The organism is Paraeggerthella sp. (assembly GCF_048427265.1).
Taxonomy (GTDB): domain Bacteria; phylum Actinomycetota; class Coriobacteriia; order Coriobacteriales; family Eggerthellaceae; genus Paraeggerthella; species Paraeggerthella hominis.
Genome location: NZ_DBFOSR010000077.1, coordinates 1 through 19,775, shown reverse-complemented (window position 1 = coordinate 19,775; position 19,775 = coordinate 1). Strand labels below are relative to the sequence as shown.

Here is a 19,775-nt window from a genome sequence, read left to right as displayed (position 1 = left end):
TTGCTATACTGGTTGGAACAACGACGAAGGGACGGCCATGCCGGTGTTTCAATACGGGGAAGAAGAAACGGCGTACCTAGCCGCGCGCGACCCGCGGATGGCCGAGGTCATCGCGGCGGTCGGGCATATCGAGCGCGAGGTTCACCCGGACTTGTTCGCCGCTCTTGTGAACAGCATCGTGGGGCAGCAGATATCGACCAAGGCGCAGGAAACCGTTTGGAACCGCATGTTAGATGCCTTTGGTACGGTGTCTCCGGAGATCATTGCCTTGCGCTCGGAAGACGAGTTGCAGTCGGTAGGGATCACGTATCGCAAGGCCGGCTACATCAAGAGCGCCGCCGAGCGCGTGCTGGCTGGCGAGATCGATCTGGAAGAGCTGCACGGCCTGCCTGACGACGAGGTGTGCCGGCGGCTTTCGGAGCTTCCCGGCATCGGCGTGTGGACGGCGGAGATGCTCATGCTGTTTTCCATGCAGCGCCCCGACATCATGAGCTACGGCGATCTGGCCATTCAGCGCGGTCTGCGCATGGTGCACCACCATCGCCGCATCACGCCTCAGCTGTTCGCGAGGTATCGGCGTCGGTATTCTCCGTACGGAAGCGTGGTCAGCTTGTATTTATGGGCCGTAGCCGGAGGCGCGGTTCCCGGTTTGCGCGATTGGGCTCCGAAGGGGAAGAAGGGGTAGCGAGCCGGGCCTTTCTGTTCCATGCGCCCTTCGGTTCGGGTGCCGATGGCGAGCCGGTTTGCGACTTTCCGTCGACTTTGGCTTGGCGGTGAGCCTTGTTTTTCGATCCTGTTGACATCTCTTTTTCTTGGATTGCAAATTATGCTTGCTATCAGGCGCAACACGCTTCTATAATGGCGCGGGGTCACGTGATTTCAAGGGGATGTTTTCGGGTTTTAGCAACGGGGGAGGACGCATGAAAAGGCGGTCGCTATCGAAAGGCCAAGCGTTTCGCGGGTTCTTCGTTGCCACGGCGGCGTTCTTCGCGGTATTCGCCTCCACGGCTGTTCCCATTCCCCTGTACGCGACGTACCAGACGACCATTGGCTTGACGAATACCGAGATCTCGTTCACGATGCTCGCTTATTTGGGTGGTGTCATTCTGACGCTTTTGCTGGCGGGCCGTTTGTCTGACGCGCTTGGCCGCAAGGCTACGACATTCGTTGCGCTGCTGTTGGCGGTGGCTGGCTGCACGTTGTTCCTGTTCGCCGCCGATGCCGGCGCTATTTTGACCGCGCGGTTCGTGCAAGGAGTTGCCGGCGGTTTGGCTATGAGCGCCGTTTCCGCGCTTATCGTCGATTGCATTTCCGATTACCGGATGGGCTGGGGTTCGGCTATGGCCAGCTGCGGATCGATGGTGGGCATCATGCTGGGTTCGCTTGGCGTGGGGTTTCTCTATGGCGCCACGACCAGCACCGATATTGTGTACGGGGCGATGATCGCCGTTTTGGCGTTGATCGCTTTGCTTTTGCCGCTGGTTCCCGAGCCGCTCGAGAAGCGGGTTTCGTGGCGGGCGGCAACGAAAGTGCACGTGCTGGTTCCCCGCTCGGCTCGGATGCTGTTCTTGATTTCCGGGTGCGTCTACATTGCCACTTGGAGCGTAGGGACCTTCTTCCAGTCGTTTTCCGCTCCGCTCTCCGTGGAGTGCTTTGCCGCCGATTCGACCCTGACCGCCTCCCTTGTGTTGGCATGCGCTATGGCTCCGAGCGCGTTGGGCGGCCCGCTGACGGCGCGGTTGGCCCCTATGACCGCCTTGAAAGCGGGTGTGCTGCTGTTCGCCGTCTCCACTGTTTTGCTGGCGCTTCTTCTGGTGGCTGGATTCCAGGCGGCGTTTCTGCTGGCGGCGGTGGCGTTTAGCCTGTCCATGGGGATATGCGTGTCCACAACGTTGCGCATGTTGCTGCTGGCGGTGGATGTTTCCGAGACGTCGGCCATTATCTCGTCCATCAATTTGACCGCGTATGCGGGCACGTCTGCGCTGAGCATCGTCATGGGCGTGCTGGTGGGCATGTGCTCCTTTTCGGATATCCTGGCTTTCCTAGCCGTTATGACCGTTGTCGTGGCGGGCGTGGTCTTCGCTTACGACAGAAAGCCTGCCAAGGCCCGCTAGCGGTCGACTTCGTCCGAACCCCCCTTTTTTTGCCTTCAATGCGTGTTCGCCTTGCCTTACTTTCGGCTATTTTATGCGGTCTGCCTGGGGTAATGCTTTGGTTTCTTAATTGTTGATTTGCGCTATTTTTGCTAGGATGCGCCTCAACATCGCGCAGGACGTTGCAGAAAACGCTGTGCTTGCCGCATGCGAGGGCTGCGCTGCTTCGGATCTCGCACGCTCCCTTCGCGCTTGCTGCGCGTCTTGCGAATTCGGAATGTGCGATGTTGCTCGGCCGAATAAGCGGCCGGTTGAATCGAAGGAGTCGGCAACGATGGCGTTGAAGAAGGTTTTCTGCATGCTTGCGGCGGCTGTGGTCGCGTCCTTTGCGTGGACGGCGATCTTCGGTGCTGTTTCCGCGCAAGCTGACGAATGGAACGACGAAGAGACGCAGACCTCGACCTTGTACTTTGCCTGCGTCATGGCGCAGGGAGCCCAACCTGCTTTGGTTGACCCGGGGAACATGGCTTTGGGCGTGGAGGGCACGCTGTACGATGACGCCGGGGCAGTGGTGGCGGTGGCGTCGTCGTCGGACAACGGGTACCTGGTGTTCAAGGGCCTGGCATGGAACGGCACGTACACGTTCAAGGTGACGGGCATGCCTGACGGCATGTTTCCCGTGCGGCATCAGTACAAGGCGGGATCGGACGAATACCTGATCACGGTCACGTCGCAGGGGTGGGTTCTGGTTGACGGGAAAAGCGGAAACGCTGCGGCTCCGACTCCGTCCTTTCCCGGCGTGAACCATCTTGGGGGCAAAACCCCGTTCAAGCTGTATTTTGATCGGCTCCCCTCTGTTTCCAAGACGGTGAACGGTGTCGATCGTATCGAATCCGAACCTGGCGATGAGCTTGTATTCGAGGTTTCCTCGACGTTGGGGTCGGCGGTGGGGTATACGTTCAGCTTCCTGCCGGCTGCTGATCTGCGCATTGCCTACGATTCGGTTGTGTTGAGCGATTTGGTTGATCCTATGCTGCAGGTTGAGCGCGTGGAGTGCTTTCTGGACGGGGATCTTCTTGCGCCTGAGGAGTGCGCTATCGTTCAGGAGGACCGCGGTGACAAGGGGACGTTCGTCTCTGCGGCGCTGACGCGCGAAAAGCTCGCGCAGCTTGTCGTGAACTATCCGGAAGCCGCTTCGTCTCATGAGGTTGTGCTGAAGGTTTCCGCCGTTTTGAAAGAGGAGGCTCGGCATCCGATCGAAAACGAGGGGACGTTCACGATAAACGGGTACGGCGCGCATAGCAACGTGGTTGTCGTGGTGCCGTCGACGATCGATGTTCCCGCGCGCAAGGTATGGGAGGGCGTGTCGGACGACTTTCCGGCTGTTGCGTTTCAGCTGTTGAGAAACGGCGAGCCTTACGGCGCGCCCGTTGTGCTCGACGGGATGGAGGACGAGTTCGAGCTTGCTCCTTGGCAAACGGCGTGGAGGAATCTTCCCAAGGCCGATATGCAGGGGCGCCCGTTTTCGTATACGGTGAGCGAAGCGTTCGTGGATCCGTCGGTTGCCGCTTTGTTCGAGGTGGACTATGCGTACGGCACGGATGCGGATCCTTCGATCGTGGTGACGAACAGGGCGCTTCCGGTGGTTCCGGGCGAGCCGGACGATCCTGAGCCCGGACCGGAGCCGGAGCCCGGCCCTGATCCCGATCCGGAGCCTGGTCCCGATCCGAAGCCCACGCCCAAGCCCGATGCTCCAAGCGGCGAGACTCCGCGCCCCCTGCCCCAAAACCCGCAGGCCAAGGCAATTCCGAAGACAGGCGACGGCTTTGCGTACGCGGATGCTGCCGCGCTTGTGGCGCTGTCCGGGGCGGTTGCGACGTGCGCTTTCTTCAGGCGGCGGCACGGCGAATCGTAAGCCGAGCTTCGCTGTGCAGGCGCCAGACGCTTGCTGGCGTTTGGGCTCGGATTCGCGTTTGGCGAGTTCGGGCCCTTTGGCTTGGGGTTGAGAAGCGCAAGTAAAAAGGCCAGACGATTGTCTGGCCTTTTTGCAGTCACCTAGCAAACCCATTCTGCGACTGTTTGTGGGAAAGGATTGAGAATAGGGGTGTTTCTGCAACCGGCGTTACTTCGCATTGAAGCAGCTTTCTTGGTGTCGTAACGCTTTTTATGTTCGAGTTCGTAGTGCGAGCACAATGCCCAGGACCGTTCCATACATTATGCCCGAACTAAGGATTCGAGTGCTACAATTCTAGCATCACTGATGGAGCGGCATCGATTTGCTCCAATGATAAAAAGGGGGCTAGCTGGAAGATGTGGAAGGGCGTAAAGAAAATATCTGCGTCGGCAATGGCAGCTATTTTGGTTGCCATGTCGGTTCCGATGGCAGCATTCGCTGACTCGGCGAGCGACGATACATCGGGGGGGGGGGCTCTCCTCGAGGCAATTGATCAGGGATCCCCAGGTTCGGTAGAGCCTGAAGATCTCGTCTCGGATTCGTCAGCCGAGCATAAAGAAGCTTCTGACGAGGTGGCAAGGATCGCGGCCGAGGAGCCGCGCAACGCAGCTGCAACGACGTTGGATCCGCTCTCGCAGGTGTCCGCCGCTCGAGGTACTGTGTATGAAATTGCCAGCGGCAATGATGTCGCATCTGCTGTGGCAGCTATCGAAGCCTCGGATTCCGCCGAGGCGACTATCAAATTCACCGCAAACAACATTGACGTGAACGGATTTGCCGGCATTGCGGGCAAGCGGGTTGTGCTGTGCAGCACTGAAGGGCATAAGTTCACGCTCGACAAGATGGGCACCGAGCTCGTCGGCGACCTTGTTCTCGACAACGTACGCTGCTGGGGCGACTATTCCAAAGTGTTTGCGAACGGGCATTCGCTCGAGACTACGATCAATTTCGAGGCTGCAGGCAACACGATATTGCGATTGTTCGGCGGCGGCAGCGCAGGCAACGACGTGGCAGGCGATACGAATCTCGTCTTGCGCGGCGGTAGGTATACGGACGTGTACGGCGGCGGCATGGACAGCAATGTGAGCGGCAGTACATCCGTGACGATTGACGGCCCGTTTGTTCATGCGGGCGGTCTGTACGGCGGCGGTCATGCGCATGCTACCGACAAGGGCCGGGTTGGCGGAGATGCCACGGTAGCGGTGCGGCAGGGAACGAATGGCATGTTGTTCGGCGGCGGGCAAAACGAGTATTCTGTTGACAGCCGCGAGCCGGCTAGCGTTGCGGGTAGCGTGCGCGTCACGCTTGGCTACCCAGGTGCTCCTGCAGGCAGCGTGAACACGGGAATCGCTATGTACACCTACGGTGGATCGTGGCACTCTACGGTGGGCAACGTTGTGCTCGAGCTGCTGGACGGCAGCACGAACGCATCTACGGGCGGTGATCGAAATTACTTTGGTTGCGGATACCGAGATACGGTACGGGGCACCGTCAAGGTCATCGTCGACGGATCCGATCTGCGCTCCGACGGGCATGTGTACGGCGGCGGCAATACGGATAGTAATATGACCGCTGATTACGGGTCGGTGTGCATTCTGAACGAGAACAACGAACCGCATGCGCTTGAGATGACCTACAATTCTGCGTCCGACAACACGGATGGCGGCATGCAGGCGGGAAGCAGCGGTAGCATTCCAACCGAAATTAAAGGAGACGCGCTTCTTCGCATGGCGGGCGGAAACATTGCCTTTGCGATTCTCGACAACGGGGACGCTGGCGCCTGCGCTATTGCGGGCGAGGCGACGATACGGGTCACCGGCGGTCGTATCGCGCAGATCCAGGGAAACAAAAACGATGTTGGCAACAGTCACCTCGTTTACGATGGGTGCGGCTCAGCTGACGCTCCGCAAGAGAGCGGCTATGTGTATAGGTTCAAAGATGTGGCACTCGTGAACGCCGCGAACGTCCGTATCGACAGCGATGCATTCTTCCAGTTCTCAGGCATCCAAAGCCCGTTTTATTCAAAGCCCGATCTCTCAATCGGCGGCGCGAGCATGCTAACTACGCGCGATAGCGACACGCAGGTGTCGAAGGTGTCGGCAGACGACAGCACCTGGCACGCGCTTGGGAAAGTGTACGTCTACGAGGATTTGACGAGCAAGAACGGCCATTATTTCTGGGACAAGTACTTTGCCGTAGGGCAAGGGCATAAAAGCGACCCGGATCCTGCGCTATTCGATGCGTATCGAGGCGAGGGAGACGAGTTCGTGGGGTTGAAGGAAGGCACGTTTGTTAGTCGGTTCTACGGCAACGTCTCTCTTTCAGACTGCGATGTTGCGTTCATGGGCCCTGTAAACGTCTCGGGTAACTTTTCGGGCGGAAATTCCTTGCTGCGCCTTCCTGTTGCTACGGGCAGCAACTACACGGGCGGCGATGACTCTCCTGCCATCCCGCTCAATGTAGACGGCATTGCGACGGGTTCGCTTAGCGTACTTGCTGTTAACGCGAGCGATCGCCTGATTCCTTCGGCTCCCGCCCTCGGTGACAACTACGTTACCGGTTGGAAGGCGGATGGCGCTTCGGACGAAGCGTTTGTGCTGGCGAACGACGACGAGGCGACTATTGCGGCCGGTCTGTATCTCAAGCGCGTTGAGGATCCGGGCGCGAACGACGGTAGCTACTATATGTGGCAGGTGGCGAAAAAGCCCTCGTACCGCGTGACCTACGAGTTCGTCAGCGGCACGAAGGACAAGGGGCTCCCGCAGGAGGTGACCGACCTGCTCCCGATCGACCCCGCCTCGTACGCGCACGGCTCCACCGTCGCGGCCATCCGGCCGGCCGAGACGGAGGTCCGCACGGACGACGGCGTGTGGGCGTTCAAGGGCTACGACGCCGACTCGAAGGTGGCCGCCGGCGCGGTGGGCTTCACGGGCACGTGGGTCTTTAATCCCAACGCCAGCGTCCTGAACCGCGTCCCGGCCATATCCGCCTCCGACAGGGTGATCGCCGTGGGCGACGCCTTCGACCCGCTGGAGGGCGTGAGCGCCCGCGACGAGGAGGACGGCGACCTCACGGACAAGGTCGAGGTGCTGAGCAGCACCGTGGACGCCTCCAAGCCCGGCGTGTACGAGGTGGTCTACAAGGTGGCGGACGGCGACGGCGCCTCGGCGGTTAAAACAATCAAGGTTACTGTGCAGGCTCGCATGCAGGAGCTGCCCGGGAATTCGGATGGCGACTCGAACGCGGGTTCGCAGACGCCTGGGAATAAGTTGGTCAAGACCGGTGACGCATGGGCTTTAGGAGCCAGCGCCCTTGTCGGTGCAGTTGTTCTTGCCGGCGCCGTCCTTTTGAGCGCACGCCGTCTCATGAAGAACGAATCGGGACGCATTAAATAGCAAGTAGTGCGGAAAGGAAGGAAAAGAAAAGAAACGAGTCGCGGCGAGGAAACCCTGCTCCGTTATGCTCGAGCGTAAGGCGTGTGCTCTTGCATACCCGGAAAACGCTACGAGCGTCTAGACAGGGTCTCCCTGCCTCTCGTATCGAGGTTTGGGAAAGAGCTTAGGTTTGAGCTGCGATCGGGTGCGACGTGCGCGCATGCTGCTGCAGGAGGAGGGGCTATCGGGATGGGCCCCGGTTCTTGCGAAGTGGCATCCAGGTTGAGAATGAGCATCGGGCAACTCCGCTGAGACGGCAGGAGGTTCTTGCGCCACGCTCCCGGTGGCTTTCCGACGACCTCGTCCGGTATCCCATGCATCGTGTTTTGGCGGCGGGGAGGCGATGCCTTCTCGCCGCCGCTTTGATATGGAGGCGTGTCGCGTTCGACGTAGCCATAGTGAGCATCCTCTACGAAACGCTGGCGGGCAAGCACGCCGGCGATCGTTGGTCGTGATGCGGACGGTGGCGTCGTTTCGATGGAAAGCCGCCCTGGGTGCGCGCTGCCATGCCGCGCAGTGCGTCTTGGAGCGCAAAGACGATTGGGGGAGCTTTGATCATCGTGTCTTCTGTAGCGCGCTATTTTTCATAAATTTAGTATATATTTTGTACAAAATTATTCATCAATAGTAAAATGGCATCATCGAAAACACGACGGAGGGAGTTTGCCATGACTACCATGACCGTGTCCTCGTCCGAGTTCCGGCGCAATATGCCGAGCATTGTAGGCAAAGCTGAAGAATCCGGTGCGACGATTGTCGTCATCAAGAATTCGCGCCCTTGGTTCGAGATAAGGCCGTTGGCTCGTTCTCACGACGAAGTGCCAACGGAGGAAACCCTGGAGGCGCTTCGCGACCTCGAGGTCATGCGAAAAGACCCAAACGCCCCGGTATATCGCGACGTTAGCCAGTTCTTCGCTGATCTGGGAATCTAACGATGTACGGCATGCGTAAAGCTCCGGCCTTCGATCGGGATGTGAAACGATGCGTCAAGAAGCATCGGGATATGGGCGCCTTCAAAGAGGCAGTGGCTGCTGTGCTCATGAGCGATGAGGCGGTCATCCCTTTGAAGTACAAGGACCACGCTCTAGGCGGTGATCTGCAGGGAATGCGAGAGCTGCATGTCGGAGGGCGCAGCAGCGACTGGCTTATCCTGTACTCCATTGACGGCGATGTCGTGGAGTTCGTTCGTATAGGCACGCATGACGACCTGTTTAGATGATAGAAAAGGCCAGACAATCGTCTGGCCTTTAAAATTCATGGTGGGCGATGAGGGATTTGAACCCCCGGCCTTGTCCTTGTAAGGGACCTGCGCTCCCGCTGCGCCAATCGCCCGAAAAACGTTCCGCCTTTCGGCGGGTTCCCATTCTCCCATAGAAGTTGCCATTGCGCAAATCGTTTCGTGCATGTTTTGCCCGATCGGCACCTCTCTGCACAAGAATTCGATGTGAAGCCGTTCCTGCTCTGGTTCGGGCCGTCGTCCTGCGCGAGCAAGGCAGGTGGAAACAGCGCGGCGCGCGACGTCGGTTCGCGTCCCGCTGATTTCAACCTGTCGAAGCGGCGCGCGGATTCGTCTTGCATGGATCGACCGTGCCTGTTTCGGCGTCGCGTTGACCTGCGACGTTGGTTTTGCGCTAGATCCGTGCTAGATCTGCGCTTGATTCGAGGGGCAACCCTGCTGGAATGCCGTGGCAATCCCGCTTGAAACAGTTGTCCATAGTGCTGGAAGCGCTGTAGATCTGGACGGTTTTTCAAGGAGAACTGCGTCATGTATCTGCTAGATGAGCTGGTCATACTGGTAGCAAGGAACCGGATGGCAAGGGGGTCTCATGAAGCGGGGCAAGACGATGGCGGTAGGCGTGGCGTGCGGTTTGGCATGCGCGGCGTGCGTGCTTGCCTATACGCAAGGCGTGCGCGGCGAGGCGGACGCCGCCCGCTCCGAAGCGTTGGCGCGCTACGGAGGGGAGCAGCTGGAAGTATGCGTGGCGAAGCGCGATATCGCGGCGGGCGAGGTTGTTGACGCCGGACTGATCGAAACTCGCTTATGGGTTGCGGACCTTCTTCCCAGCGAATCCATTCAAGACGCCGAAAAGGCGGTTGGTCGCAAGGCGTCTTCGACCATTCTTGCCGGCGAGGTTCTTTCGGAGCGTCGTTTTCGCGATTCGGGCGCGCAGTTGGAAGTCCCCGAAGGCTTGACCGCGGTCAGCGTGCCGGCGAAGGACGTGCAGGCTGTCGGTGGCGCTGTCGCGTCCGGGTCGCGCGTCGACATGTACGCAACGGGAGGGGCTTCGACCGAAGCGATCGCCAAAGACGTGCTTGTGCTGGCTACGAGCGCAAGCGCTGCAAACGGTTCGTCGGAGGCCAAGATGTCGTGGATAACGGTGGCTGTCGAGCCGGAGTCGGTGCAGGAGCTGGTTGCCGCTTCGCAGAAAACGGAACTGTACTTCGCGTTGCCGGCGGAGGGGGTAACGACGTCTGTCGGCGATTCCGGTTCGAACGAAGGAAAAGGGGGCGAAGGGAAATGACGATGCCGTCGGTGGCGCTTTGCGCAGATGCCGCTTGCTTGCAGCATCCGGAAACCATGGGGCTTACGGGGGAGAACCTGCTGTCTCAGGCATGGCTGCGCCTGTTCTCCTCGGCTGAAGAGGCGCGCGCGTTCTTGCGCGAAGATCGCCTGGTCGATGAGGTGTGGGTGGTTTCAAGCGAGGATGTGGCGCCCGTCAACTTGGCGGCTACGCTGAAAAGCGATCGGCCGGACAGGGTTGTGTGCATGCTGGCCTTCCAGGAGTCGGGGTCGCTCAAGAGCCGCGTAAGCGCAACGGGGATCGATGCGTTCTTGACGCGGCAGGCATTCTTGGGCCGTTACGCGCAGCGCAAGCGCCGCGCGGCGGCGGAGGCCGTTTCTGCAGTAGGCTCGCAGGTCGAGGGGCCTGCTCGAGCGGGGGACCAGGCTTTTTCCGCAGCCTCGGTCGCAACTGCGTCCGCAACCTCAGCTGCGGCATCGGCTCCCGCGCGCGCTCTCCAGGATTTCGCGGCGAGCCGAACCCGGTCGTTTCCCGGCGCCTCGGCCGCGCCTGCCGCTGCTGCGCGTTCCGGTTCGGCGTTTCTCATGCCGGTGGTAAGCGGAAGCGGAGGGGCGGGCAAAAGCAGTATTTCAACGATCGCCGCCTTGCTGTCGCAAGGGCTTGGATTCGATACGCTGCTGCTCGACTTCGATTTGCAGTTCGGCGACGTGTCCGCCTTGCTGGGCGTTCGAAGCCCGTTGCGCATAGAAGATGTTCTGTCCGCTCCCGCCCGTCTTTCCGGTTTGCGCCCGGAGGGCCGCATGCCCGCCTTGCTGGCTGCTCCCGAGCGTCTTGAGGATGCGGAGGCCGTGGTGCAATCGGCGCCCCAGCTTCTCGACGAGCTTATGAAGCGGTTCGACGTGATCGTCTGCAACACCGGCGCCGCTTGGGCCGAGCAGCATGCCGTGCTGCTCGAGCGAAGCTCGAAGGCGCTCTTCCTTGTCGATCAGAGGCCATCTTCGCTGCGCGCCTGCCAGCATGCGCTTGATTTGTGCGTACGGTGCGGCATCGCCACCAGCCCATTTCTCTTCGCGCTGAATCGTTGCGCCAAGAACGCTCCGCTCACGTTCATCGACGTGTCGTGCGCGCTGCAGGGCGCTCATGTTGCGGAGGTGAAAAACGGCGGGCGGGACGTCGAGGAGCTGCTGGGCGCGGGTATGCCCCTTGACCTGCTTGAATCGAAGAATGACCTGTGCACGAGCCTTGAGCGGCTGCTGCTCGAAGTGCTTCCCAATGCAAGCGCCGCTGCGAGCGAGAGCTTGTTCGGCGCGCGCGGTTCGGGGCTGCGGCTACTGAAGGGAAGGCGCTCGCGGGGAGGAAAGCGAGGGTCGTCATGTCTTTGAGGGGTCGCGTGCTTGCCGTAGATGGAGGATGCGCTCGAAAGGACCGCGTTCGTCCGTTTGGCCTGGAAGATTTGAGAAGCCAGATCCAGCGGTACGTTTCGATAGACGACATCGCTTCGATGATGGCTGAAAATCCCGGCCGAGCTCGCAACGAGTTGAAGTGCGCTTGCCGTCAATCGTTCGAGGACTCGTCGTGGGCATCGCTTTCCGAGGATCGTCGCCGCACCTTGGTCGAGCAACTGGTTGACGAGGTGTTCGGGTTCGGTCCGCTTCAACCGCTGCTTGCTGACGACAAGGTCACTGAGATCATGGTGAACGGGCCCGACAGCGTGTATTTCGAGCGCGACGGCAAGCTGCACCGCAGCGATCAGCGCTTTGCGAGCGTCGATCAGCTGCGGGCGTTGATCGATCGCATCTTGGGTCCGCTCGGGCGGCGCGTCGACGAAGCGTCGCCGCTGGTGAACGCGCGCTTGCCCGAGGGGCATCGCGTGCATGTGGTGATACCTCCGCTTGCGCTCGACGGACCCGTTATGACCGTGCGCAAGTTCACCAAACGCGTCATGAAGCTTGAGGACATGGTTGCGCAAGGGTCTTTCGATCAGGTTATGCGGCAATGCTTGGTGTGGGCCGTTTGCGCGCGCAAGAGCATCGCCGTGTCTGGGGGCACCGGCAGCGGCAAGACCACGTTGCTCAACGCGCTTTCGTGCGTGCTTCCGCAAAGCGAGCGCATCATAACCATCGAGGATTCTGCGGAGCTTCGGTTCCTCGAGCATCCGCACGTGGTTCGCTTGGAAGCTCGTCCCCGTTCTGCGGAGGGCACGGGCGAGGTGCCCATTCGCGAACTGGTCATCAACGCGCTGCGAATGAGGCCCGACCGGATTGTGGTGGGCGAATGCCGCGGGGCGGAAGCGATCGACATGCTGCAGGCCATGAACACGGGTCATTCCGGGTCGCTAACCACCCTGCATGCGAATTCCCCGGCCGACGTCGTGTCGCGGCTGACCACGATGGTTCGCTACGCGGTGGACCTTCCGGTTGACGTGATCGAGTCGAACGTGGCAAGCGCCTTCGACGTCGTTGTGCAGACGACGCGCTCCTTGGATGGGCGTCGATTCGTTTCAGAGGTGGCTGAACTTGAGTTCGACCAGGAACGGCGTCGTTGCGAGGTGCATACGTTGTTCAAACGCGAAGCCTCGTCAGACGCGGGCGCGTGGTCGGCTCCTCCTCGGTGGCTTGAGCAGCTGCCGCGCATGGGCGTTGCCGATTGGAAGGAGGTTGAGCGGTGGAGGTCTATGGCGTGCTTGGCGGCGTAGGGGCGCTTGCGGCATTCGGGTTCGGGCTTTCCACGGTGCTCGCGGCCGGCGCCCGCCCGCTTGCTCCAGCCTTCGGATCCGCTTCGGTTGTGCCTCGGGGAAGAACGGGTCGTTTGGCGTGGCGGTTGAGAAACGGGGTTCGGTGGGCGCGTCCCGCTTCCCGGTGGCTGTTACGGCGTCCCGGCTTGGAGGATTTGGCCAAGGAGGCGGTTTGGGTTGCTCGGGCTCGTGGTTTTTCAGCCTCCGAGGAATCCTTGCTTTCCGTGTTCGTGGTATGGGCGGGCGCGTTTGCGGCGGCTTTGAGCTTGGCGACGTCTTCTTGGGCGTTCGGCGCGGCGGTTTCGGCGTGTTCGTGCGCAGTTGCTGCTGCCCGGTTGAGGGCTGTGCGGGACAAAAGGCGCGAGGCTTTGCGGGAATCCGTTCCCGACGCTTTGCGGTCGATGGGCACGTGCTTTCAGTCGGGACTGTCTCTTATGCAGACGTTCCAGCAGGTGGCCAACGAGTCGAAGGGCCCTTTGAAAGAGCTGTTCGAACGTGCGGCCGGTCGTATGGAGGCGGGGCGCGGGGCTCATGAAGCGCTTGAAACGCTGCGAAGCGGCGCGTCGGTGCCCGAGCTGGCGTTCGTCGCGGTTGCGTTGGATGTGCAGCACCAGGCGGGCGGCAGCATGCGGCAGGTGCTCGATGCTGCGCGGGATATGGTGGAAGGCGAGCTGGATTTGAAAAGGTCGTTGCGCGTTCAAACGGCGCAGGCCAAGCTGTCGGCCCGCGTGGTAAGCGTCATGCCTTTTGCCTTGATAGCGGTTTTCTCGCTTGTCAGCGAGGGGTTTCTCGAACCGTTTTTCGAAAGCCCTCTGGGTGTGGCGCTTTTGGCGCTTGCGCTTGGGATGCAGGCGGCGGGCGTGCTCGCCGTGCGGCGCATGCTGGCTGTGGAGGTGGACTGATGCTGCTCGCGGAGCTTTCGTTCGCGTTAGCCGCCGGTGCTGCTTTGACGGCCGGAATCGGCGGGTGGTGCTTTGCCGCAACGTGGGCCGATGCGCGGGCTGTAGCGTGTCGGCGCAGGCGTGCGCGCGCCTCGCTGGAGACGGAGCCAATGCGCGCGGGGCGCGGGGTCGTTGGCTATCTGCAGCGATTGACCCGGCTGCTTGCCTTGGGCGCCACCAGGCCGCTTTCGGGCGGCATGCGTTCGGCCGGTGCGCAAGCCTGGCTGTCCGAGCATGCGAGGAAGGCGGGTTTGAAGGACGGCGTTTCCGTGCAGGGGTTCGTCGAGGCGTCCGTGCGCCTTGCAGGTGCGGGCATGCTGGTTGGCGTGGCGGCAGGATTGCTGTTCTCGGTGGAGCTGGCGGCGATCGGGGCGCTGGCTGGGGCAACGGCGGGGGCGACGTTGCCCGCGCGGGCGGTTCGCAGGGCCGAGCGACAGCGCGTCGAGGCGCTTGGCAGAAGCCTGTCGGAAATGCTCGAAGTGGTGTCTTTGGGATTGCGAAGCGGGCTTTCGTTCGACAGGAGCTTTCAGCTGTACGGAACCCATTTCAACACGCCCTTTGCTCGGGAGTGCGCCGCAGCGCAGAGAGCTTGGACGTCCGGGCTCTCCACCAGGGAGGACGCGCTTCGCAGCTTGGCTGCCTCGTACGATGTACCCGCGCTTGGGCGGGTGGTGGAGAACGTGGTCAGGTCGCTGCGCTTCGGGACATCCCTTGCGGAGATCCTGGAGGCGGCTTCGGTGGAAGCGCGCGCGGAGCATCGCGCTTACGTGGAGGAACGCGTGGCGAAAGCGCCCGTGAAGATGATGGTGCCTACGGGGACGCTCATCCTGCCAGCTATGCTGCTGCTGGTTTTGGGCCCCGTGCTGCTTGAACTGATGGAGGGGTTTTGAAATGGCCCCCGGAGCAAGGAGGAACGCTCATGGACGAATACCGCAGGTTGTTGGCGAAGGCGACGTGTCAAGCGGGCCGTTTGCGACGTCGGGAGGAGGGGCAGGGAACCACGGAATATGCGATTTTGGTCGGCGTGCTGGTGGTCATTGCGATTATCGCTATCACGGTGTTCAGGCCCAAGCTCCAAGAGCTTTGGAACGCCATCGCGGAGGGCATCAACGGGCTGTAGCTTGGCTTGATGGGCGGATTCCCTGGAAATGTGCAGGTCACAGCACGGTGGAGTTCGCCATTGTTGCGGCGGCGTTCATCTCGGTCCTTGTGGCGTTGGGGGCGTTGTGGCGCTCATTGAAGAGCGGCTTGTTCGTGGATCACGCCTTGGCTTCGGCTTCCCATCATGTTCAAGGGGTGCTGGCGGGCGGTATCGCGGACGTGTTCTTGTACTGAAGGCCGGAAGGCGCGAAGGAGGTGGCATCGGGAATGGCAAGAGAGGCGGCTATGGCGCTGCGCGCACGCGAGCCTGTTGGGCAGGCGACGGTGGAGGCGGCTGCTTTGATACCGGTTCTGCTGGTCGGGCTTCTGCTGCTGATACAGCCGGCGATCGTGCTGTACGACCGCATGGTCATGCACGCGGCCGCTTCCGAGGCGTGCCGTCTTCTGGCAACCAAGACCGATGCCGCAGGCCCGATGGACGAAAGCTGCGAAGCGTTCGTGAGGCATCGCTTGGGAACTGTGCCTTCGATCTCGTGCTTTCACGTGCACGAAGGAGGTTGCAGCTGGGGCATTGTCCTCGAGGGCGACGAGCAATCCGACGCGGTGAGCGCGACCATCTCCAACGAGCTGCGGCCGTTACCGCTGCTGGATGCCGGAGCGGCTTTGCTGGGCCTCGTGAACGAACGGGGGAATCTTGAAGTGCGGGTGAGCTGCCGGCAGCCCGTGCAGCCTGATTGGGCGAGCCGCATGGAGGCGGGCCGAAACCCGAAGGATTGGATAGGGGCGTGGTTGCAATGAGGTGGCGCGATCCGTTTCGCGACGAAACGGGGCTGACTTCGGCGGGGATGGTCCTGGCGCTGCTGCTCACCTTGTCCCTCGTGTTCTCGGCTGGGCAGGTGTGCCGGGTGAACGCTGCGGCTTCGGAGGTGCAGAACGTGGCCGACGCCGCCGCTTTGGCAGCTGAAAACGAAGTGGCCGAGTTCATGGTGGTCGTGCGCGTGTGCGATGCGGTGGTGCTCTCGCTTTCGCTTACGAGCCTTGTGGCGACGGGCTTGGGCGTGGTCGCCCTGTGCGTGCCGACGATGGCGTCGGCGTCCGAAACGCTGCTCAAGGCGGGCCGCGACGTGTCCCATGCGCGCGATTCGTTTGCTGAGAAAGCGGCTTCGGGCTTGAACCGCTTGCAGCGCCTTTTGCCGTTCTTCTCAGGGGCGAGCGCCGCTTCGGTGGCTGCGGCGAACAATGCGGGCGCGTCGAATTACGTGGCGTTGGCGGTCCTGGCTCCTTTCGAAGGGAAGGACATCGCCGTTGGAGCGCATGAGGGTGCGTCGACCGTGCAGGACGAGGTCGACCGCGACGCTTCCGACGTGAAGCGTGCGGCTGAAGAGGCGGAACGTGCTGCCGAGCAGGCGAACGAGGCGAAGAGAACCGCTTTCGAGCGCGATTGCGGTGCGAATCCCGAAGCCTGCATGTACGAGCGCGCGTCTGCGCTCGCGGGAATGTCGGGGTTGGAGAACCCGTTGTACAAAAGCGTTGACGCATGGTCGTTCTCGGTTGCCCTCAAGCGGGCCCAGGCCTACTACCCGCGGCGCCTTGCGATGGAGGCTCCCGAGGGGTCGTCCGTCGGGGATCGCGCTCGATCGGCGCTTCGCTCGAGGTTCTACGCGTTCGCTTCGGAAGAGGTTGCGCGCGGGTACGTGCGGGAGACGGAGGATTCTTTCGATGCGCTGTTCCCGCGCTTGCCGAAAAACACCGCGGAGATGAGGGCTACCAGCCTGTATACCGAAGCCGTTTACCCATGTACGACGGATTCCGAGGAGCGGACGACGATGCATGCTTGGCCGGGGTGCCCGGGCGCCAGCGGAGCGGACGGCTTCGGCTCCATTGCGCACATGGAAGCCGGGTCGTACCCGACGTGCGCCCAATGCGAATTCTCGGCTTCCAGCATGGGCAAGGTTGCCGCCGCATCAAGCTCGATCGAGAACGGCTTCGAGTACCACTACGAGGCGGTGGCGGTTGCGGCGGAGCGCTACGAGAAGGCACGCGCGGAGCTCGATCCTTTGTCGAGCGAGGTCAAAAGCCGCGTTTCCGGCCTGCTTGACCGTATTCGCGAAGCGGTGGGCCATGCTGGCGACATGCGCATAAGCGCCGAGCCGCCCGGAAGGTTCGGCGTGGTGGTCCTTGCGGCGAACACGGGAAGGGAGGCGGCGTCGAGCGGGTTCGCGAGTTCGTTTGTGCAGGGGTCGCAAGCGTTGGGGGCTTGCGCGGCCGTTTCGGCAGCCACGCTCGGATCCGATCCGTCGGGCGAGGGGGCGAACGTGATCTCGTCGGTGTTGGACGGATTGCCGGACGCGGGCGTTGCCATGGGCGCTTTGAGCGCGGTGCTCGATTGTTGGTCGGCATTGCTCGAATCGTACGCGCGCGGGCAAGAGGCGCTTGACGACGCCGTTTCGACGGCTCTCGACGGCATGCCTTTGGCGGGGAACAGCGGTTTGGGTCCCTGGGCGGCGCGGGCCCTTCGGGATGCCATCGCGGCCGTGGGGCTTCAACCTGCAAACCTCGATGCCTTGAAGCCCGTGCTTGTGAACTCGGCGCATGTTGCGCGGGCCGACGGGAGCGCTTTCTCCGCGCGCCTGTTGACTTTGAAAGAGCAGGCGATCGCGCATCCTGCGCAATCAAACGACGTGTTCACGTCGATGGTGGGCGCGGTGGAACAAGGGGCGATCGAGGAGATCTCGTCGTTCGACGGGAAGGTGCAGATAGCCGTTGTGGAGCTGTTGGGCGAGGGAGGCCCGTCCGTTTCTATCGAGATCACCTTGCCGCCCGTTGTGAAAGATGCGGCGATCGACGTGGTCGAGCGCGCAGCCGACGAGGTGAGGGCCGTGTACGCGCACGTGACGGGGGTGAGGGTATGGGAGTAAGGCGAAAGCTTCGAGAATCGGGCCAGATGACCGTTGAGCTTGCGGTGGCGTTTCCGGTGCTTATCGTTGTGGCCGTGGTGGCGACGAACGCGCTCCTGTTCTTTTCGGAGTGCGCGGCGTTCGACAATGCGTTTCGCGACGCCGTTCGGATACATGCGACCTCCCCTGCTTACGGGCAGGGCGTCGAGCAAAGCCGAGCGCAGGTGGCGTCCGACCTTGCTGCATCGTTCGATCGCCCCTTCGAGACGACGCAGGTTTCGGTCGAGGGCGCAGCGGCGGGGCATACGCGCTTCACGGCTACGCTTGAGTTTTCGCCCACCTTGTTCGGACTTGGTTTGAAGTCGTCGGTGTTCGGGGTTGTGCTTCCTTCCTTGAACCATACGGCGTCGTTCGTGGTGAGCTGCTACAAGCCGGGGGTGATCGTATGAGCACGATGAAGGGCAAGGATCGGGAGCGAGCGTTTGGCGGGGAGGATGGTTCGCTCCGGAAAACGATGGCGCGCCGTGCGAAGCGAGCGGGTCTGGCGGTGGTTGCGATCATATCCGCAGCCTCGTTGCTCGACCTGGCTTTTCAGCTTGCGCGGCCGGGCCCTCTCCAAGAGGCCGCGGTCGAGGCTTTGCGGGGAGCGGGAATAATCGGGGAGCCTTTCGATTCGGCTGCTCGCTCGACCGAATCCTTCGGGTTGCAGCGGCTTCCCGAGGGCTTTGAGGACGAGGTCGGCCTGCCCGATGGCGCCGACGACGTGCGGGTGGACGCTCGCGCGGGCGGCGGGGTGGTGGGGTTCGTGGTTTCCGGGGAATCGGGGCGCGCGTTCGATTCGTTTCGGGACCTGCTGCTGCAAAGGGGCTGGACCGCAATGGAGGGAGGGCGGATCGACTGCGGGTCGTTCGTGAAGGGCTCGGGGGCGTATCGCTGGCTGTTCGTCGTCTGCACGCGCGTGGGCGATGCGACGAGCGTGACCGTGCATTACACGATGGAAGGAGGGGCGTCTTGATGTGCGTGCAAGATGAGGAAGAGGGAGGGGCTGCTTCGGGGAGCGTCGGCGGCGAGGGTCGGGGCATCGACGCCGATCGCCGCGCCCCGTTGGATTGCGCCTCAGCGAGCGTCGTGCCGTTGGCCGTGGCGACCGGGTTCTTGCGCAGGGCTCGAGGCCTGCTGTTGGCCAAGCCGACGGACAAGGCGTTGCTTTTGCTGCCGTGCAGCGACGTGCACACGGTGGGTATGCGGCGTCGCCTGGACATTGCGTTCGTTGATGCGGAAGGGGTTGTGATGAGGTCGTGCCGGGACGTCGGTCCTTTTCGCAGACTGCGCGAGCGGGGCGCCGCCGCCGTGATCGAGCGGTTCTCGTCGTGCGCTGCGCCCTGGTTCGAAGAAGGGGACCGCATAGGGTTGGAACGAGTGAAAGGAGAAAGATCGTGAAGACGTGTCCAGTGTGCGGTTCGGGGGCGTTCGACGACGCCGAGGTTTGCTACGGGTGCTTGCACCGGTACGGAAGCGATTCCGTTCAGGGAGGGTTGTCGTTGCCTCGGCCCGCTGCGCCTGTTGCGCGGCAGTCCGGCGGCGTGCGCGACGGTGCGGTTGGCTCGGAGCTTGCCGCTCAACCGAAAGGCGGGGAGGTCGCGACGTCGGGTGCGGCGGGCGAATCGGCTGAAGAAGGGGCGGTGCCCGCTCGGACGGGCGGATTCGCCGGCGAGGCCGCCTGCGAGGCTGCAAGGGAGCTTGGGGTTGTCGAGGGTGCAAGCTGGACGCTTCGCTTCGAGTTTCCCGGCTTCGCCCCGGTTTCCTGCTCGGCTGGCCGGCATGAAGGCGCCGCAGCTGGTTGCGCCGGCGGTTCGTCAGGCGGCGGGGCTGCGGCGGTATCGTCTGAGCCGAAGAACGATGCGTGCGGGTTCATCGTTCGGTTCCAGCCCGATGCCCCGCGCGACGAGGGTGCTCGGCGCCGTCCTTCGCACGGCAGCCACGTGCGCGCCTCGATGATCGATTCGCGCATGCTGTCCCCGACGATGGAGAAAGCATGACCGGGCACGCTGCGCTCGGCCTGGTACTTGCCGCTCTTGTCGGCGCAGCGCTGGGGTGGC

Annotated in this window: 20 protein-coding genes and 1 tRNA gene; 19 read left to right on the top strand and 2 right to left on the bottom strand. The window is 62.2% G+C overall.

What is annotated here, in order from left to right; all coding sequences use genetic code 11:
* Positions 1–37: 37 nt before the first annotated feature.
* The 3 genes from ACMNI9_RS07325 (at position 38) to ACMNI9_RS07315 (ending at position 4,008) form a co-directional block, all read left to right on the top strand.
* Complete coding sequence (locus tag ACMNI9_RS07325; RefSeq protein ID WP_418831372.1) at positions 38–685, top strand: DNA-3-methyladenine glycosylase family protein; 648 nt, start codon at positions 38–40, stop codon at positions 683–685.
* Between the two features lie 235 nt (positions 686–920).
* Positions 921–2,114 carry an MFS transporter gene (locus ACMNI9_RS07320; RefSeq protein ID WP_418831370.1) on the top strand — a complete coding sequence of 398 codons (1,194 nt, stop codon included), beginning with the start codon at positions 921–923 and terminating at the stop codon, positions 2,112–2,114.
* Positions 2,115–2,427: 313 nt separating this feature from the next.
* Complete coding sequence (locus ACMNI9_RS07315) at positions 2,428–4,008, top strand: Cna B-type domain-containing protein (RefSeq protein ID WP_216528755.1); 1,581 nt, start codon at positions 2,428–2,430, stop codon at positions 4,006–4,008.
* A 325-nt stretch (positions 4,009–4,333) separates the two neighbouring features.
* Here ACMNI9_RS07315 and ACMNI9_RS07310 read toward each other — a convergent pair whose 3' ends face one another.
* Positions 4,334–4,462: a hypothetical protein gene (locus ACMNI9_RS07310; protein WP_255616301.1), complete on the bottom strand. Its 129-nt coding sequence runs from the start codon at positions 4,460–4,462 to the stop codon at positions 4,334–4,336.
* A 283-nt stretch (positions 4,463–4,745) separates the two neighbouring features.
* Between ACMNI9_RS07310 and ACMNI9_RS07305 the strand changes: the two genes are divergently transcribed.
* The 3 genes from ACMNI9_RS07305 to ACMNI9_RS07295 all read left to right on the top strand — a co-directional run bounded on the left by ACMNI9_RS07305 (position 4,746) and on the right by ACMNI9_RS07295 (position 8,700).
* A complete protein-coding gene (locus tag ACMNI9_RS07305) occupies positions 4,746–7,442 on the top strand; it encodes an SHIRT domain-containing protein (RefSeq protein WP_418831369.1) in 2,697 nt (898 codons plus the stop codon).
* Between the two features lie 707 nt (positions 7,443–8,149).
* A complete protein-coding gene (locus ACMNI9_RS07300; RefSeq protein WP_225749848.1) occupies positions 8,150–8,413 on the top strand; it encodes a type II toxin-antitoxin system Phd/YefM family antitoxin in 264 nt (87 codons plus the stop codon).
* Positions 8,414–8,415: 2 nt separating this feature from the next.
* Positions 8,416–8,700: a type II toxin-antitoxin system YafQ family toxin gene (locus ACMNI9_RS07295; protein WP_418831367.1), complete on the top strand. Its 285-nt coding sequence runs from the start codon at positions 8,416–8,418 to the stop codon at positions 8,698–8,700.
* 38 nt (positions 8,701–8,738) lie between these two features.
* Here ACMNI9_RS07295 and ACMNI9_RS07290 read toward each other — a convergent pair.
* A tRNA-Val gene (locus tag ACMNI9_RS07290) sits at positions 8,739–8,813 on the bottom strand.
* Between the two features lie 494 nt (positions 8,814–9,307).
* Between ACMNI9_RS07290 and cpaB the strand changes: the two genes are divergently transcribed.
* The 13 genes from cpaB to ACMNI9_RS07225 are packed head-to-tail and all read left to right on the top strand — an operon-like array spanning position 9,308 to position 19,715.
* Complete coding sequence (cpaB, locus tag ACMNI9_RS07285; protein WP_114566224.1) at positions 9,308–10,003, top strand: Flp pilus assembly protein CpaB; 696 nt, start codon at positions 9,308–9,310, stop codon at positions 10,001–10,003.
* Positions 10,000–11,385 (top strand): AAA family ATPase, encoded by a 1,386-nt coding sequence (locus tag ACMNI9_RS07280; protein ID WP_418831365.1) that lies wholly within the window; start codon positions 10,000–10,002, stop codon positions 11,383–11,385. Before cpaB ends, ACMNI9_RS07280 begins: the two co-directional genes overlap by 4 nt.
* 8 nt (positions 11,386–11,393) lie before the next feature.
* Positions 11,394–12,698 (top strand): CpaF family protein, encoded by a 1,305-nt coding sequence (locus tag ACMNI9_RS07275; protein ID WP_418831363.1) that lies wholly within the window; start codon positions 11,394–11,396, stop codon positions 12,696–12,698.
* Complete coding sequence (locus ACMNI9_RS07270) at positions 12,668–13,639, top strand: type II secretion system F family protein (protein WP_418831361.1); 972 nt, start codon at positions 12,668–12,670, stop codon at positions 13,637–13,639. The genes ACMNI9_RS07275 and ACMNI9_RS07270 overlap by 31 nt, the downstream gene beginning before the upstream one ends.
* Positions 13,639–14,568: a type II secretion system F family protein gene (locus ACMNI9_RS07265; RefSeq protein ID WP_418831359.1), complete on the top strand. Its 930-nt coding sequence runs from the start codon at positions 13,639–13,641 to the stop codon at positions 14,566–14,568. The genes ACMNI9_RS07270 and ACMNI9_RS07265 overlap by 1 nt, the downstream gene beginning before the upstream one ends.
* Positions 14,569–14,597: 29 nt before the next feature.
* The gene (locus ACMNI9_RS07260; protein WP_114566229.1) at positions 14,598–14,798 is read left to right on the top strand and encodes a Flp family type IVb pilin; all 201 of its coding nucleotides are present in this window, start codon (positions 14,598–14,600) and stop codon (positions 14,796–14,798) included.
* Positions 14,799–14,845: 47 nt separating this feature from the next.
* Positions 14,846–15,013 carry a hypothetical protein gene (locus tag ACMNI9_RS07255; RefSeq protein WP_225749854.1) on the top strand — a complete coding sequence of 56 codons (168 nt, stop codon included), beginning with the start codon at positions 14,846–14,848 and terminating at the stop codon, positions 15,011–15,013.
* Between the two features lie 33 nt (positions 15,014–15,046).
* Positions 15,047–15,577 (top strand): TadE/TadG family type IV pilus assembly protein, encoded by a 531-nt coding sequence (locus ACMNI9_RS07250; protein ID WP_418831357.1) that lies wholly within the window; start codon positions 15,047–15,049, stop codon positions 15,575–15,577.
* Complete coding sequence (locus ACMNI9_RS07245) at positions 15,574–17,697, top strand: molybdenum cofactor biosynthesis enzyme (protein ID WP_418831388.1); 2,124 nt, start codon at positions 15,574–15,576, stop codon at positions 17,695–17,697. Before ACMNI9_RS07250 ends, ACMNI9_RS07245 begins: the two co-directional genes overlap by 4 nt.
* A complete protein-coding gene (locus ACMNI9_RS07240) occupies positions 17,688–18,125 on the top strand; it encodes a hypothetical protein (protein ID WP_225749856.1) in 438 nt (145 codons plus the stop codon). The genes ACMNI9_RS07245 and ACMNI9_RS07240 overlap by 10 nt, the downstream gene beginning before the upstream one ends.
* Positions 18,122–18,691 (top strand): hypothetical protein, encoded by a 570-nt coding sequence (locus ACMNI9_RS07235; protein WP_418831356.1) that lies wholly within the window; start codon positions 18,122–18,124, stop codon positions 18,689–18,691. The genes ACMNI9_RS07240 and ACMNI9_RS07235 overlap by 4 nt, the downstream gene beginning before the upstream one ends.
* Positions 18,691–19,116 carry a DUF192 domain-containing protein gene (locus tag ACMNI9_RS07230; protein WP_216528762.1) on the top strand — a complete coding sequence of 142 codons (426 nt, stop codon included), beginning with the start codon at positions 18,691–18,693 and terminating at the stop codon, positions 19,114–19,116. The genes ACMNI9_RS07235 and ACMNI9_RS07230 overlap by 1 nt, the downstream gene beginning before the upstream one ends.
* Positions 19,113–19,715 (top strand): hypothetical protein, encoded by a 603-nt coding sequence (locus ACMNI9_RS07225; protein WP_418831354.1) that lies wholly within the window; start codon positions 19,113–19,115, stop codon positions 19,713–19,715. The genes ACMNI9_RS07230 and ACMNI9_RS07225 overlap by 4 nt, the downstream gene beginning before the upstream one ends.
* Positions 19,716–19,775 lie beyond the last annotated feature (60 nt).

Excerpts from the sequence above, each read along its gene's own strand:
- ACMNI9_RS07240 (WP_225749856.1), top strand. The coding sequence starts at position 17,688 with ATGGGAGTAAGGCGAAAGCTTCGAGAATCGGGCCAGATGACCGTTGAG.
- ACMNI9_RS07230 (WP_216528762.1), top strand. The coding sequence starts at position 18,691 with ATGTGCGTGCAAGATGAGGAAGAGGGAGGGGCTGCTTCGGGGAGCGTC.
- ACMNI9_RS07320 (WP_418831370.1), top strand. The coding sequence starts at position 921 with ATGAAAAGGCGGTCGCTATCGAAAGGCCAAGCGTTTCGCGGGTTCTTC.
- ACMNI9_RS07315 (WP_216528755.1), top strand. The coding sequence starts at position 2,428 with ATGGCGTTGAAGAAGGTTTTCTGCATGCTTGCGGCGGCTGTGGTCGCG.
- ACMNI9_RS07265 (WP_418831359.1), top strand. The coding sequence starts at position 13,639 with ATGCTGCTCGCGGAGCTTTCGTTCGCGTTAGCCGCCGGTGCTGCTTTG.
- cpaB (WP_114566224.1), top strand. The coding sequence starts at position 9,308 with ATGAAGCGGGGCAAGACGATGGCGGTAGGCGTGGCGTGCGGTTTGGCA.
- ACMNI9_RS07235 (WP_418831356.1), top strand. The coding sequence starts at position 18,122 with ATGAGCACGATGAAGGGCAAGGATCGGGAGCGAGCGTTTGGCGGGGAG.
- ACMNI9_RS07310 (WP_255616301.1), bottom strand. The coding sequence starts at position 4,462 with ATGGCAACCAAAATAGCTGCCATTGCCGACGCAGATATTTTCTTTACG.
- ACMNI9_RS07260 (WP_114566229.1), top strand. The coding sequence starts at position 14,598 with ATGGACGAATACCGCAGGTTGTTGGCGAAGGCGACGTGTCAAGCGGGC.
- ACMNI9_RS07295 (WP_418831367.1), top strand. The coding sequence starts at position 8,416 with ATGTACGGCATGCGTAAAGCTCCGGCCTTCGATCGGGATGTGAAACGA.
- ACMNI9_RS07250 (WP_418831357.1), top strand. The coding sequence starts at position 15,047 with ATGGCAAGAGAGGCGGCTATGGCGCTGCGCGCACGCGAGCCTGTTGGG.
- ACMNI9_RS07325 (WP_418831372.1), top strand. The coding sequence starts at position 38 with ATGCCGGTGTTTCAATACGGGGAAGAAGAAACGGCGTACCTAGCCGCG.
- ACMNI9_RS07300 (WP_225749848.1), top strand. The coding sequence starts at position 8,150 with ATGACTACCATGACCGTGTCCTCGTCCGAGTTCCGGCGCAATATGCCG.
- ACMNI9_RS07280 (WP_418831365.1), top strand. The coding sequence starts at position 10,000 with ATGACGATGCCGTCGGTGGCGCTTTGCGCAGATGCCGCTTGCTTGCAG.
- ACMNI9_RS07245 (WP_418831388.1), top strand. The coding sequence starts at position 15,574 with ATGAGGTGGCGCGATCCGTTTCGCGACGAAACGGGGCTGACTTCGGCG.